Below are 14,170 nucleotides of genomic sequence, written 5' to 3'. Positions count from 1 at the left end.
AACTGACTGCTGTAGTGGTGCACTGTTTCATGACACTTGCTTAGTGCATCGCCAGATTGTCCAACAATAAAAACAGATCGCATTCTTATCATGCACTTTTAAAGGGTATTAACCGGCGCTTCTAAAGCCTTCAACTTAGTTGCGCCTTATATTTAATGAACCTTGTTTTAACCTGACGAAATAATCGCAACTAAGCACTGAAAAAAAAGATCATTGGCACAACCGTTGCTTTACAAATCTTAACTAAATATTACAAAAACCCTGATCACCGTACCCTGAGGAGCTCCCATGCAAATTGCACCCCTGAGTCCTTAATACCCGTGATAAGTGAAGCCTCACTTATCCCCCGCTAAAGAATGAACAATTTCTCGTCCCTGCATGCAAGGGCGAACGGAGCCTTATTGCCCTTCATTTAATCGAGGGACTGTTAATGAGTGACGAGGTAAAGAATAAAGCGCCCTACGTCCCGCGGCTCGACGCGGAACAGGTACAGCGCTGGACTCATATTCCCCATGTGCCCAACACCTCTCGCCCGGGGGGCATAATCACACCGCGCATCCTGTTGCTGATCGGGGTGGTGCTGGTGCTTCACGCCGGTGCCTGGTGGCTCTTTCATCAGCCCCGGGCAGAGCCGGTGATTACACCGCCCGAGATTCCGGAAATGACCGTCGAGCTCACCAGCCCGACACCACCGGCACCGCCTGTGGAAGAGCCTCCGCCACCGCCACCGCCGCCGGAGCCCGAAGTGCCGGTGGAGGATGAGGACGCGATCAAGGAGCCGCCAAAACCGGTGGAGAAACCCAAACCCGTCGAAAAACCGAAACCGGTGATCAAGCCCAAACCCGTGCAAAAACCGCAGCCGGTCAAACCTGCGCCACCGGCACCGGCCGCTCCTGCTGCCCCGGCCACGCCTGCCCCCTCGGCGCCAGCAGCGCCCGCTGCAGCACCCGGTCCGGTCAAGGAATCAGCCGCGGTTTCAGGGCTGGCCAGCCTGGGCAACCCGCCCCCGGAATACCCCTCCCTGGCGCTGCGCCGCAGTTGGGAAGGTTCGGTGGTATTGCGCATCAAGGTTCTGCCCAACGGCCGGGCCGGACTGGTGGAGGTCACCAAATCCAGCGGTAAACAAGCCCTGGACGATGCTGCTGTAGAAGCTGTGCGCAACTGGAAATTCATCCCGGCCAAGCGCGGGGATACCCCTATAGAGGGGTTCGCCACACAAACCATCGCTTTTAAATTGCCGGCATGACCCAGTCGGGTGCCGACGCTTTGTTTCATTTAGCCGCAGTGCGAGGTGTTGCCATGAACGAGTCTGTTTCTTCAATGATTGTCCCGGGGGTGCTTTGGGCACTGGTGTTGTTTTCGGTGGTGAGCTGGGCCTTGCTGCTCATCAAGTCATCGCAATACCTGCGTCAAAAATCCCAGAACAACCAGTTCAGCAAAGCCTTCTGGGCCGCGCCTGATTTACTGACCGCCGCCGAACACGCCAGCCAGTACCCCGGCTCCCTGGCGCGCATCGCCAACAGTGGTTTTGAAGCCATGATTGTCGATGACACGCCACGTACCACGCAGCAACTGGCCAATACCATCAACCGTTCTGACCGGCTGGAGCGCAACCTGCGCCAGCAGATCCAGAAGGAGCGACGCGCGCTGGAAAACGGCCAGGCGACTCTCGCCAGTATCGGCAGCACCGCGCCCTTTATCGGCCTGTTCGGTACGGTGTGGGGCATCATGGAAGCCCTGCAAAGCATCGGCGCCAGTGGTTCAGCCAGCCTGGAAACAGTGGCCGGGCCTATCGGTCACGCCTTGATCGCCACGGGTGTCGGGATCGCGGTCGCAGTACCTGCCGTGCTGATTTACAACTTCTTCCTGCGCCGTCTGAAAATGGCCTCGGCCAACATGGACGACTTCGCCCACGACTTCGACGCCCTCGCCCAGCGCAGCGCGTTCGCCATCGACCGTCAGGCCATCTCGACTAAACGCACCGCCGTGCGGGAGGCCAGCTAATGTCTTTTTCAACTCAGGACAGCGACGAAGTACTCAGCGAAATGAACGTCACACCGCTGGTGGACGTGATGCTGGTGCTGCTGGTGGTGTTCATCGTCACCACGCCGATGATGACCAACGCGATCAAGATCAACTTGCCCAAGACCGACGCTGTGGCCACGGTGCAGAAAAAAGACCCGGTGGTGGTCAGCGTCGACCAGGACGGCAAGTTCTACCTGGCGAAAACCGAAGTGGCCCCCGAACTGCTGGAAAAAAGCCTGCTGGACGTCAAGGCCCAGGACCCGGAGGTGCGGGTCCAGTTGCAGGCCGATTCGGGGGTCAATTACGGCCAGGTGGCCAAAGCCATGGCCTCGATCGAGCGCTCGGGCATTACCAAAATCTCGGTGATGACCGCCAAATAAAGCCTCGATGAACTCGCCCTTGTGGGAGCCAGCTCCCACAAGGGCTAGCAACACCTGAGTAATCCCATGCAACACCAAAACGCCGCGCGCGAACGCTGTTTGTCCGTGCAGGGGAGCGGCTTGCTTGAAGAAAGTGATTTACCACGGGTCGACACAACCCATCTGGAGTCATGAGGGCTCATAAGGCCATTCCAATAAACGTCTAAAAAAGTCGGAAATAACCATGCAGATGAAGAGTTCAGGTTTTACCCTCAAGCCGCTCGTTGCCAGCTTGCAACGACATCGTTTTGTGCCGCTGTATCTGGTAGCGCTGGGGATGAGCGCCGGTCAGGTGCATGCTGCGCAGGCCACACCTGCGGACGATGCATCCGCTACGGTGAGCAGCGCAACGGTGAGCACTGACGCCGCCGCTGCACCCGCCACCACCCAGTTGCAGCGCGTGGAGGTGACCGGTTCGGCGATTCGCCGGGTCGATGCAGAAACCGCGGTGCCCATCACCATTTTGCGCGCCGAGCAGTTGCGCAACGAAGGCGTGACCACGACCGCCGAGTTGATGCAGCGGGTGACCGGCAACCAGTCGATACAAAACTCCGCCGGTTCGGTGGGGTCCGCTACCGGCGGGGCCAGCTTTGCCGACATGCGCGGCATCGGCGCCAACAAGACCCTGGTACTGCTCAACGGCCGTCGCCTGGGCAACAACGCCATCGACGGCTCGGCTGTAGACCTGAACACCATTCCATTCGCCGCCATCGACCGGGTTGAAGTGTTGCGCGATGGCGCATCGGCGCTGTACGGCACGGATGCGATTGGCGGGGTGATCAACTTCATCACCAAAAAATCCCTCACCGACGGCACCCTTTCGCTGGGGGGCGAAGGGGCCGATGCCAGCGGTGGCGGCAGCAGTCATGACCTGAGCGCCAGCTGGGGCTATGGCGATCTGGATAAAGACCGCTTCAACGTGCTGGGTGTGGTCGGTTACAACAAGCAGGACAGCCTCAGGGCCAAGGATCGTACCTTCGCCACCACTTACGCCCCGGACCGCGGCCTGGACCAGACGTCGGGCATTTCCTTCCCGGCCAACTACAGCCAGGGCGGGGTCAGCACCAACCCACTGTCGTCCACAAACTGCAACGGGACCAATCTGGTTGCGCGCCAGGGTGTATGCCGCTACAACACCCGCAATTACATCGACTTGCTGCCCGACACCGAAAAAACCTCATTTTTCGGCAAGGCCACCGGCAAGATCACCGACGACGACAACGCCAACCTCGAGTACTTTTTTGCCCGCAACAACAACGCCACGCACATTGCACCGGCACCCTTGCAAGGTGTGACCATGGACCCGACGTCGCCGTATTTCCCCGGCAACGGCATCACCCCGGCCTCTACCAGCGCTTCTTTCGACCCGACCCAGCCCATCGATCTGAACTGGCGTGAAACCGCAGCCGGCGGACGCGCCTCCAAGGATCAGAACACCAGCCAGCGTCTGGTGCTGAGCTTTGACGGCGTGGCCAAGGGTTGGGACTACAACGTTGGCGCCTCGTACAACCAGAACAAGGTGATCTCCAGCCTGACGGGCGGGTATGTCAGCGACGCGGCCATGCTCGACGGCATTGCTGACGGCATCATCAACCCGTTTGGCCCGCAAACCGCAGCCGGCCAGGCGTTGATTGACAGCAACCAGTACCACGGCCAGTACTCCTCCTCCGTGGGCCGGGTGACCGGACTCGATGGCCGCATGAGCCGTGAAGTCGGTGACTGGTTTGGTGCAGGCCCTTCCGGGCTGGCGATTGGTGGCGAGTTCCGTCAGGAAAAATTCCATCAGAGCTATGAGCAATACGCGGCGGATATATCCAGCCTCGGAGTGGACCCGGACGGCAGCGTCGAGGGTGACCGTACCGTCAAGGCGGTCTACACCGAATTGAACGTACCGGTACTCGACAGCCTCGAACTGTCGGCCGCCGTGCGCCACGATAAATACAGCGACTTCGGCAGCACCACCAACCCGAAATACTCGTTCCGCTACCAGCCGCTCAAAGAGCTGGTGGTGCGTGGCGCCTACAGCGAAGGCTTCCGCGCCCCGTCGCTGTATGAACTGTACAACCCGCAATACACCACCTACACCCAGGGCTACTACAACGATCCAACGCTGTGCACCGGCGGCGTGGTGCAACCGGGCGGCAATGCCGGTCGCGACTGCGGCCAGCAGTTCCATAACCGCACCGGCGGCAACACCAAGCTGTCCCCGGAAACTGCGCGCAACGTGACCATTGGTTTTGTCTATCAGCCAGTGCGCAACCTGTCCATGGGGCTGGATTTCTGGTGGATCCACATCGCCAACCAGATCGCCGAGTTCCCCGAGTCCACCGTATTCGACGATCCGTCCCTGTATGCAGACCGCTATGTGCGTAACGCCGACGGTTCTCTGGACTACGTGCAGACCGGCCTGGCCAACCTGGGTGCGGTTAAAACCAGCGGTGTCGATGTGTCCCTGGACTACAAGTTCCCGAACACCCCCTATGGCCAGTTCGGCCTGGGTCTGCAAGGCACCTATGTGTCGCGCTATGACTTCCAGACCACCATTGGCGGCTCTTACACCGATAACGTCGGTGCCTATGAAGGCAGCGGCATGATCGCGCGCTGGAAGCACGTGCTGAGCGGTACCTGGAACCTGGGCGCGTACCGGGCCTCGCTGGTTAACCGCTTCACCAGCGGCTATGACGACTACGACACAGAAACCCACTCCCGGGTTGCGTCATACACCCTGTGGGATATCTCCGGCGGCTACACTTTCAACAAGACCCTGGACCTGGATGCGGGGATAAAAAACATGTTTGACCGCAACCCGCCGTTCTCCAACCAGGCTTACAACTTCCAGAGCGGATACGACCCGCGTTACGCCGATCCAATGGGCCGCACCTTCTTTGCCCGTGCCACTTACCACTTCTAGATAACACTGCCGCCTGCAGGAGCGAGCTTGCTCACGAGCTGTTCGATGTCGTGAGGAACTCGCGAGTACGATCGCTCCTGCAGGACGGTGATCGACGATGGTTCAAACGCGGTCCAAGGAAATCCCATCATGTCTTCACTATTCCTGCCCCTGCTTCGCTCGCTGCTGCTACCCGTGCTGTCGTGCCTGTGCCTGGGTGTGAGTGCCGCACCCAGCCAGGCCATGACGGTCTATGGCGAAGCGCCCAAGTACCCTGACGGCTTCAAACACTTCGATTTTGTCAATCCGGATGCGCCCAAGGGCGGGTCGCTGAGCCGGGCGTCGATGGAAATCGGCCAGTTCAATTATCTGATTCCTTTTGTCGACACCGGTACCGGTGTCGCCCAGGTCGAACAGTGGGTGTACTCGCCCCTGGCCTTCCGCTCCCTGGACGAGCCCTACACCGTCTACGGCCTGGTGGCGCAAAAGATGGAACGCGACCCCGACGGCCTGTGGGTGCGTTTTTACCTGAACCCCAAGGCCCGTTTTGCCGATGACACCCCGATCACCGCACAGGATGTGGCGTTCACCTACAACACCCTGATAACCCAGGCCAGCCTGGGCTATCGCATGCTTTACAGCGAAGTCAAAGACGTGGTCATCGAAGGCCCGCTGCAAGTGCGCTTCGATTTCAAAAGCAATCTCAACCGCACCCTGGCGCTGGATCTGGCCGATCTGCATGTGCTGCCGGAACACTGGTGGAAGACCCGCAACTTTGCCAGCGGTGGCGGTTTTGAACCGCCACTGGGCAGCGGGCCGTACTCGGTAGCGCAGGTCGATGCGGGGCGCAGTATCAGCTTTGAGCGCAATAAAAACTGGTGGGGCAAAGACCTGCCGGTGAGCAAGGGCCTGTACAACTTCGACCGCCTGACGGTGAATTTTTACAGCGACACCGACGTCGCCCGGCAATTGATCAAGGCCGGGGCGTTTGACTACAACCGCGAATTCTCGGCCACCGGCTTCAGCATCGGCTATGACAGCCCGGTGCTGAGTGACGGGCGCCTGCAGCGCGGGGTCTTCGCCAAAGAAAAACCGGGCGCGGCCCAGGGGTTTGCTTTCAATCTGCAAAACCCGTTCTTTCAGGACCGCCGGGTACGCCAGGCGCTGAGCCTGCTGTGGGATTTTGAATGGACCAACAAACAGATGATGCGCAGTTTTTATGTGCGCCAGCAAAGCTACTTCCCCAAGAGTGAAATGGCCGCCACCGCCCTGCCCGATGCCCGCGAGCTGGAAATTCTCGAACCGCTGCGCGGAAAAATCCCGGACGAGGTATTTACCCGGGTTTACCAGGCACCGAAAACCGATGGCAGCGGTTATATCCGCGACAAACAACTGCAAGCCCTGGCCCTGTTCAAAGAGGCCGGCTGGACCCCGAAAAACAACACCCTGGTCAACGCCCAGGGTGAACCGCTGCGCTTTACCTTTCTTGATGGCCAGGGCGGCTTCGACCGCATGATCCTGCCGTTCAAGCGCACCCTGGCGCAGATCGGCATCACCATGGACATCCGCAAGATCGATTCGGCGCAGTACATCAACCGGCTCAACGCCCGTGACTACGACATGATCGTGGTCGGCTTCCCGCGCAATGGCGTCCCCATCGTCTCGCCGGGCCGCGAGATGTACGACATGTATGGCTCCAGCAGTGCCACCCAGGTGGGCTCCTCCAATGCCTTTGTGTTGCGCGACCCGGCAGTGGACAGCCTGATCGACGGTCTGGTCCGGGCCAACAGCCGCGACGAGATGGTGCACTACGCCCGCGCCCTGGACCGGGTGCTGCAGTGGGGCTACTACATGATCCCCAACTATTACTCGGTCGGCACCCCGACCGTGTTTCAGAACCGCTTCGCCCGCCCGGTGCTTGGGCCCAAGTACGACGAAGGCCTGGACACCTGGTGGGAAGTCAGCAAGACCGCGCTTACCAACACGGCCATGAGCAAAACCAGCGCATTGTCGGAGGGTCATTGAGATGTTGCATTACATCAGTCGACGTTTATTGCTGATCATCCCCACCTTGCTGTGCATTCTGGTGGTCAACTTTCTGATCGTGCAGGCCGCCCCCGGCGGCCCGGTGGATCAAGCCATCGCGCGTCTGCAGGGGTTCAGCGGCGCTTCGGTCGGCGGCGGTGCCCGCGACATGGCTGGCGCAGGTACCGGCGCCAGCCGCAGCAGCCGCGGGCTGGACCCGCAACTGATCGAAGAGATCAAACACCACTACGGCTTCGACAAACCCATGCATGAGCGCCTGTGGTTGATGCTCAAGAACTACGCGCAGCTGGATTTCGGCAACAGCTTCTTTCGCGGGGCCAAGGTCACTGACCTGATTATGCAAAAGCTGCCGGTGACCATCTCCCTGGGTTTATGGGCGACGCTGATCACTTACCTGATATCGATCCCGCTGGGGATCCGCAAGGCCATCCACAACGGCAGCGCCTTCGATGTCTGGACCAGTACCGCGATCATCATCGGCTACGCCATGCCCGCGTTTCTGTTCGCCATCCTGTTGATCGTGGTGTTTGCCGGGGGCAGTTATGTCAGCTGGTTCCCGGTGCAAGGGCTGGTGTCGGACAACTTCGACAGCCTGAGCCTGCTGGGCAAGGTCGGTGATTATCTGTGGCACATGGTGCTACCCGTGAGCGCGCTGGTCATCGGCGGTTTTGCCACCCTGACCATCCTCACCAAAAACAGCTTTCTCAATGAGATAAGCCGCCAGTACGTAGTGACGGCCCGGGCCAAGGGCCTGACCGAAAAACGCGTGTTGTACGGCCATGTATTGCGCAACGCCATGTTACTGGTGGTGGCCGGCCTGCCCCAGGCACTGATCGAAGTGTTCTTCGCCGGTTCACTGCTGATTGAAACCATCTTCAACCTCGACGGCATTGGCCGCATGAGCTACGAGGCGGCGATTTCCCGTGATTACCCGGTGGTGTTCGGCACCCTGTTTCTGTTCACCCTGTTTGGCCTGCTGATCAAGTTGATCGGCGACCTCTGCTACACCCTGCTCGACCCCCGTATCGACTTCTCGGCGAGGACTGCCTGATGTTTACTCTCTCTCCTCTGGGCCGTCGGCGCCTCGCCCACTTCAAGGCCAACCGCCGTGGCTGGTGGTCATTGTGGCTGTTTATCGGTCTGTTTACGGTATGCCTGGGCGGTGAACTGATCGCCAACGACAAGCCGCTGGCGATCCACTACAAAGATCACTGGTACTTCCCGATTGTGAGCGGCTACGAGGAAACCGACTTCGGCGGCGAACTGCCCTTCGAACCCGATTACAGCAGCGACTATGTGCGCAAACTGATCGCCGGCCAGGGCGGCTGGATGCTGTTTGCGCCCATCCCTTTCAGCTATGACACGGTCAACTATGACCTCACGCAACCCGCCCCGAGCCCGCCCAGCAGCAGCAACTGGCTGGGCACTGACGACCAGGCCCGGGATGTACTGGCCCGGGTGATTTTCGGCGCGCGGATCTCCATCCTGTTCGCTTTGATCCTGACCGCCATCAGCGCCGTGGTCGGCATTACCGCCGGCGCCCTGCAAGGCTTTTATGGCGGCATGGCAGACATGATCGGACAACGGCTGCAGGAGGTCTGGGCAGGGCTGCCGGTGCTGTACCTACTGATCATCCTCTCGGGGTTTATTGCCCCCAGTTTCTGGTGGTTGCTGGGCATCATGGCGCTGTTCAGCTGGCTGGCACTGGTGGACGTGGTGCGCGCCGAGTTCTTGCGCGGGCGCAACCTGGAATACGTCAAGGCTGCTCGCGCTCTGGGCCTGACCAATGGCGCACTGATGCGCCGGCATATCTTGCCCAATGCCATGACCTCGACCCTGACCTACCTGCCCTTCATCCTCACCGGCGCCATCGCCACCCTGACCGCCCTGGACTTTCTGGGCTTCGGCATGCCACCCGGCACCGCCTCGCTGGGCGAGCTCATCGGCCAGGCCAAGCGCAACCTGCAGGCGCCCTGGCTGGGCTTGACCGCGTTTTGCGCACTGGCGCTGATTTTGTCGCTACTGGTGTTTATCGGCGAAGCCTGCCGCGATGCTTTTGATCCCCGGAGTTGAGATGAACGACACATTGATTGAAATACGTGACCTGCGCGTGAGCTTTGCCGGGCAAGAAGTGGTACACGGGCTCAACCTCGACATACGCCGTGGCGAATGCCTGGCCCTGGTGGGTGAATCGGGCTCGGGGAAATCGGTGACGGCACATTCGATCCTGCGCCTTTTGCCCGGCAAGAGTGTGCAGACCCAAGGCAGCATCTGCTATGACGGCACCGATCTGGTGAGCGCCAGCCCGGCGCAATTGCGCAGTTTGCGCGGCAACCGCATCGCGATGATTTTTCAGGAGCCGATGACCTCGCTCAACCCTTTGCACACCGTACAAAAGCAAATCAGCGAAGTGCTGATCACCCACAAAGGCCTGAAAAACCGCGCAGCCCGCACCCGCACCCTGGAGCTGCTGGAGCTGGTGGGCATTCGTGACCCGCAAAAACGCCTCAATGCCTACCCGCACCAACTGTCCGGCGGGCAACGGCAACGGGTGATGATCGCCATGGCCCTGGCCAATGAGCCCGAGCTGCTGATCGCCGACGAACCGACCACCGCGCTGGACGTGACGGTTCAGCAAAAGATCCTCGAGTTGCTGATCGATCTGCAGCAGCGTCTGGGCATGTCATTGCTGCTGATCAGCCATGACCTCAACCTGGTACGGCGCATTGCCCAGCGTGTCTGCGTGATGCGCGGTGGCGAGATCGTCGAACAGGCCGACTGCGAGACCCTGTTTTGCAGCCCCAGGCACCCCTATAGCCGGATGCTTATCGAAGCCGAGCCCAGCGGTCGGCCTGTACCGGTGAAAGATCGCCACCCACTGCTGCAAGTCAGCAACCTGAAGGTCTGGTTCCCCCTGCCCAAGCCTCTGTTCAGCCGCGAACGGCATTACGTCAAGGCAGTGGACGGCGTGTCATTCGAACTGCTGAAGGGCCGTACCCTGGGGATAGTCGGAGAGTCGGGCTCAGGCAAGTCCACCCTTGGCCAGGCCGTGCTGCGCCTGATTGAATCCGAAGGTGACATCCGCTTTGGCAACAAACAGCTGAGCCTGCTCAGTCAGGATTTGTTGCGCCCGTTGCGCCGGCAAATGCAGGTGGTCTTTCAGGACCCGTTCGGCAGCCTGAGCCCGCGCATGTCAGTGCAGCAGATCATCAGTGAAGGGCTGCTGGCCCATGACATTGGCACCGTGCAAGAACGTGAAGCCGCCGTGATCCGGGTGCTTGAAGAAGTGGGGCTTGATCCGCAAAGCCGTCATCGCTACCCCCATGAGTTTTCGGGTGGCCAGCGCCAGCGCATCTCCATTGCCCGGGCCCTGATCATGGAACCGGCGCTGATCCTGCTGGACGAGCCGACCTCGGCACTGGATCGAACCGTGCAAAAACAGGTGGTGGATCTGCTCCGGGATCTGCAGGCCCGCCACGGCCTGACTTACCTGTTCATCAGCCACGACCTGGCCGTGGTCAATGCCCTGGCCCATGACATGATCGTGATCAAGGACGGCAAAGTGGTGGAGCAAGGCAACGCCCAAACCATTTTCGATAACCCGCAACATGCCTACACCCGGGAGTTACTGCAGGCCAGCAGCCTGAAAACCCAACGCCTGGCAGAAGCCGTATAACCCCGGCTGAACTGTAGGAGCGAGCTTGCCTCGCGAGCTTTTCAAGATCGCCAAGAGCTCGCGAGGCAAGCTCGCTCCTACAGATTACATATAACCTAATAGAATATTTATGGAGTTTAATATTCTTTTTTAAACCCTAAATTACCTGCAAGAATCTCGTCATAAATCTTCCAACTCATGATGAGAACGAAATGAAAAAACTCACTGCCCTCACCGCTTTGACCCTGGCCGTTTTGTCGGGGCTGGCCCACGCCGACCGTCTGGATGACATCAAAAAGTCCGGTGTGCTGCGCGTAGCGTCTTTTGACAGCAACCCGCCATTTGGTTTTGTCGACGCCAAAAGCAAGCAGATCGAAGGCCTGGACGTGGACTACGCCAAGGCCATCGCCGACAAACTGGGGGTGAAATTGCAGTTGCAGCCAACCAACCCGGCCAACCGCGTGCCGCTGCTGGTCGCCAACAAGGTCGACCTGGTGCTGGCCAACTTCACCATTACCCCGGAGCGCACCGAACAGGTGAACTTCAGCATTCCGTACTTCGCCTCGGGCCAGCAGTTCATCGTCAAGAAAGGCACACTCACCTCCCCGCAGGAGCTGAACAAATGGCGTGTGGGCGTGGACAAGGGCACGGTCAACGAGGGTGTGCTGCGCGAGAAATTCCCCGGCGCCAAAGTGGTGGCCTATGACGATACGCCGTTCGCCTTCACGGCATTGCGCAACGGTAACGTGCAAGCCATTACCCAGGACGGTCCGAAACTGATCGGGCTGCTGGCCAACGTGCCGGACAAGGACAAGTACGAAGTGCCGCCGTTCACCATCTCCAATGACTTGATCGGCGTCGGCATTCCAAAAGGTGAAGAGCGCCTGACCGAAGTGGTCAACCAGACCCTCACCGACCTCGAAGCCCAGGGCAAGGCTCAAGGCATCTACGACACCTGGTTCGGTCCCGCCACCAAGACCCCGCTGACCCGTCTGTACAAGATTGGCGACAAGAGCTAATCACCCCTAGCGGCATCTTCAAGCCCGTCACGGTCAACCGGACGGGTTTTGTTCGTTTCTGGATGGACCCTGTTTATGTTTGGTGAACTGCTTGGCCCGAAATACCTGCACTGGTTGCTCGATGGTTTTGTACTGACCCTGATTCTCTCGCTCCTGACCTGCCTGATCGCCACCGGGCTGGGGTTTTTACTGTGTCTGGCGCGGATCTCTGCTTCGCGTCTGTGGTCATGGCCCGCCCGCGCCTATCTGGCGCTGTTTCGTAATACGCCGCTGCTGGTGCAGCTGTTTTTCTGGTACTTCGGGGTCACGGCGATGCTCCCCGAGGGGCTGGTGATGTGGCTCAACCAACCGCGCACCCTGTCACTGGGGCTGTTTGATATTGAATGGCCGTCCTTTGAGTTCATCGCCGGCTTCTGGGGCCTGATGCTCTACACCGCGGCATTTATTTGTGAAGAGTTTCGTGCCGGTGTCGGCTCGGTGCGGCCCGAACAGCGGGCGGCCGGTCTCGCACTGGGCTTCACCCCGGCGCAGGTGTGGCGCTATATCGTGTTCCCACAAGCCGTACGCACTGCACTGGGCCCGCTGCTGGGGCAATACATGAATGCGCTGAAAAACTCTTCGCTGACCATGGCCATCGGCCTGGCCGAGCTGTCTTACGCCTCGCGCCAGGTCGAGACCGAAACCTTCAAGACGTTCCAGGCCTTTGGTTTCGCGACCCTGCTGTACGTGGCCAGCATTGCCCTGATCGAAGTGATCGGCCAAGGCGTTGCCCGCAGCAAGTGGTACAAACAGGGAGTGCTGTAGGCCATGGACTTTTCGGTAATTAGCGACAACCTCTCGTATTTCTTGCTCGGCGCCTACCCCGACGGCCCGTTGGGGGGTGCGGCACTGACACTGGTATTGAGCGCGCTGTCGGGGGTGATCTCGGCGGTACTGGGGCTGGTGCTGGGCATCGCGCTGGTGCTCATTCGCAGCAGAGTGCGCTGGCTGTTGCTCGCAGTGCTCGGCTTTTTGCGGGCGATCCCGGTGGTGATGCTGATTTTCTGGAGCTACTTCCTGCTGCCCATCGTATTCAAGGTGGACGTACCTGCCCTGGCCACGGTGGTGTGTGCCCTGTCGTTGATCGGAGGCGCGTATCTGGCGCACTCGGTCTATGCCGGGATCAGCAGCCTGGCGCCCGGGCAATGGGCCGCGGGCAAGGCGCTGGGCCTGAGTACGTGGCAAGTACTGCGCCTGATCATCCTGCCGCAGGCCTTGCCGATGATGCTGCCCTCCTTCCTCAACCAATGGATTTCACTGATCAAGGACACCTCACTGGCGTATGTGATCGGCGTGGGCGAACTGTCGTTCGTCGCCACCCAGGTCAGCAACCGGGTGATGGTGCACCCGACGGAAATATTCCTGTTTGTGGCGCTGGTGTACTTCGTGTTTTGCAGCAGCCTGGACCTGGTTGCCAATCACTTGATCAAGCCCAAAGCCAAAACCCGCTAACCGCGAACCCGACCTGTAGGAGCGAGCTTGCTCGCGAGCTTTTGAGCGGTTCAACGAAGAGCTCGCGAGGCAAGCTCGCTCCTACAGAGGGGGGTGGCGGGCAATGGCGTATGTGATCGGCTGCTGTACTTTGTGTTTTCCAGCAGTCTGGACCTGATGGCCAATCACTTGATCAAGCCCAACACCAAACCCGCGAACCCGTGAACCCGACCTGTAGGAGCGAGCTTGCTCGCGAGCTTTTGAGCGGTTCAACGAAGAGCTCGCGAGCAAGCTCGCTCCTACAGGGGGTCAGGTCAGGGTTGTGATCATGGCCCACACGGGGGCGAAACCCAGTGGCAGCCATACCGCCAGCCGTGGCCGGTAAGGCAGCAGCATCAATAGCCCGAACCCACTCAACGAAAGCATGCCGAACCAGCCAACGGGGCCCATGGCCCAGCCCCAGGCTTGCGCGCAAAAGTACAGGCTCAGCCCCAGGCTCAACCAGCCAGCCGCACGCAAGCTGTGGCGCAAGCTGACCGGGGGGACTTTGTGCCAGAGCTGTTTGTAGTGACGCTCCAGCCCCTGACACAACGCGAGCATGCCCAGGTAGGCGAATGCCCATCCAGCAAAAAAATCAGCCAGCATC

At 59.8% G+C, this 14,170-nt stretch carries 12 protein-coding genes; 11 read left to right on the top strand and 1 reads right to left on the bottom strand.

Going from position 1 to position 14,170, the window contains the following annotated elements; all coding sequences use genetic code 11:
- The first annotated feature begins 430 nt into the window (after positions 1-430).
- From ACP7BO_RS08645 to ACP7BO_RS08595, 11 genes are all read left to right on the top strand, one after another.
- Entirely contained in the window at positions 431-1,246 is an 816-nt protein-coding gene (locus ACP7BO_RS08645; protein WP_426209641.1) for an energy transducer TonB, read from the top strand.
- A 53-nt stretch (positions 1,247-1,299) separates the two neighbouring features.
- Entirely contained in the window at positions 1,300-2,004 is a 705-nt protein-coding gene (locus tag ACP7BO_RS08640) for a MotA/TolQ/ExbB proton channel family protein (RefSeq protein WP_426209639.1), read from the top strand.
- Positions 2,004-2,405, top strand: coding sequence for an ExbD/TolR family protein (locus ACP7BO_RS08635; RefSeq protein ID WP_060693004.1), 402 nt, complete (start codon positions 2,004-2,006; stop codon positions 2,403-2,405). Before ACP7BO_RS08640 ends, ACP7BO_RS08635 begins: the two co-directional genes overlap by 1 nt.
- A gap of 223 nt (positions 2,406-2,628) precedes the next feature.
- Positions 2,629-5,355: a TonB-dependent receptor gene (locus ACP7BO_RS08630; RefSeq protein ID WP_426209637.1), complete on the top strand. Its 2,727-nt coding sequence runs from the start codon at positions 2,629-2,631 to the stop codon at positions 5,353-5,355.
- Between the two features lie 129 nt (positions 5,356-5,484).
- Positions 5,485-7,359, top strand: a complete 1,875-nt coding sequence (locus ACP7BO_RS08625) for an extracellular solute-binding protein (protein ID WP_426209635.1) — start codon at positions 5,485-5,487, stop codon at positions 7,357-7,359.
- 1 nt (position 7,360) lies between these two features.
- Positions 7,361-8,431 carry a microcin C ABC transporter permease YejB gene (locus ACP7BO_RS08620; RefSeq protein ID WP_397457017.1) on the top strand — a complete coding sequence of 357 codons (1,071 nt, stop codon included), beginning with the start codon at positions 7,361-7,363 and terminating at the stop codon, positions 8,429-8,431.
- Entirely contained in the window at positions 8,431-9,453 is a 1,023-nt protein-coding gene (locus ACP7BO_RS08615; protein WP_060693011.1) for an ABC transporter permease, read from the top strand. The genes ACP7BO_RS08620 and ACP7BO_RS08615 overlap by 1 nt, the downstream gene beginning before the upstream one ends.
- A gap of 1 nt (position 9,454) precedes the next feature.
- The gene (locus ACP7BO_RS08610; protein ID WP_426209632.1) at positions 9,455-11,056 is read left to right on the top strand and encodes an ABC transporter ATP-binding protein; all 1,602 of its coding nucleotides are present in this window, start codon (positions 9,455-9,457) and stop codon (positions 11,054-11,056) included.
- Between the two features lie 191 nt (positions 11,057-11,247).
- Positions 11,248-12,054 carry an ABC transporter substrate-binding protein gene (locus tag ACP7BO_RS08605; RefSeq protein ID WP_426209630.1) on the top strand — a complete coding sequence of 269 codons (807 nt, stop codon included), beginning with the start codon at positions 11,248-11,250 and terminating at the stop codon, positions 12,052-12,054.
- A gap of 75 nt (positions 12,055-12,129) precedes the next feature.
- On the top strand, positions 12,130-12,858 hold the full coding sequence (locus tag ACP7BO_RS08600; protein WP_397457021.1) for an amino acid ABC transporter permease: 729 nt from the start codon (positions 12,130-12,132) through the stop codon (positions 12,856-12,858).
- Positions 12,859-12,861: 3 nt separating this feature from the next.
- Positions 12,862-13,545, top strand: a complete 684-nt coding sequence (locus ACP7BO_RS08595) for an amino acid ABC transporter permease (protein WP_426209628.1) — start codon at positions 12,862-12,864, stop codon at positions 13,543-13,545.
- Positions 13,546-13,833: 288 nt separating this feature from the next.
- On the opposite strand, the gene ACP7BO_RS08590 is transcribed toward ACP7BO_RS08595, so the two are convergent.
- Positions 13,834-14,169, bottom strand: coding sequence for a DUF3325 domain-containing protein (locus ACP7BO_RS08590; protein ID WP_426209626.1), 336 nt, complete (start codon positions 14,167-14,169; stop codon positions 13,834-13,836).
- Position 14,170: the final 1 nt, after the last annotated feature.

It is taken from the genome of Pseudomonas sp. TWR2-1-1 (genome assembly GCF_049897045.1).
GTDB lineage: Bacteria > Pseudomonadota > Gammaproteobacteria > Pseudomonadales > Pseudomonadaceae > Aquipseudomonas > Aquipseudomonas versuta.
This window is presented reverse-complemented; position numbering and strand designations above follow the sequence as displayed.

Excerpts from the sequence above, each read along its gene's own strand:
- ACP7BO_RS08610 (WP_426209632.1), top strand. The coding sequence starts at position 9,455 with ATGAACGACACATTGATTGAAATACGTGACCTGCGCGTGAGCTTTGCC.
- ACP7BO_RS08615 (WP_060693011.1), top strand. The coding sequence starts at position 8,431 with ATGTTTACTCTCTCTCCTCTGGGCCGTCGGCGCCTCGCCCACTTCAAG.
- ACP7BO_RS08595 (WP_426209628.1), top strand. The coding sequence starts at position 12,862 with ATGGACTTTTCGGTAATTAGCGACAACCTCTCGTATTTCTTGCTCGGC.
- ACP7BO_RS08600 (WP_397457021.1), top strand. The coding sequence starts at position 12,130 with ATGTTTGGTGAACTGCTTGGCCCGAAATACCTGCACTGGTTGCTCGAT.
- ACP7BO_RS08635 (WP_060693004.1), top strand. The coding sequence starts at position 2,004 with ATGTCTTTTTCAACTCAGGACAGCGACGAAGTACTCAGCGAAATGAAC.
- ACP7BO_RS08645 (WP_426209641.1), top strand. The coding sequence starts at position 431 with ATGAGTGACGAGGTAAAGAATAAAGCGCCCTACGTCCCGCGGCTCGAC.
- ACP7BO_RS08605 (WP_426209630.1), top strand. The coding sequence starts at position 11,248 with ATGAAAAAACTCACTGCCCTCACCGCTTTGACCCTGGCCGTTTTGTCG.
- ACP7BO_RS08590 (WP_426209626.1), bottom strand. The coding sequence starts at position 14,169 with ATGCTGGCTGATTTTTTTGCTGGATGGGCATTCGCCTACCTGGGCATG.
- ACP7BO_RS08625 (WP_426209635.1), top strand. The coding sequence starts at position 5,485 with ATGTCTTCACTATTCCTGCCCCTGCTTCGCTCGCTGCTGCTACCCGTG.
- ACP7BO_RS08630 (WP_426209637.1), top strand. The coding sequence starts at position 2,629 with ATGCAGATGAAGAGTTCAGGTTTTACCCTCAAGCCGCTCGTTGCCAGC.
- ACP7BO_RS08620 (WP_397457017.1), top strand. The coding sequence starts at position 7,361 with ATGTTGCATTACATCAGTCGACGTTTATTGCTGATCATCCCCACCTTG.
- ACP7BO_RS08640 (WP_426209639.1), top strand. The coding sequence starts at position 1,300 with ATGAACGAGTCTGTTTCTTCAATGATTGTCCCGGGGGTGCTTTGGGCA.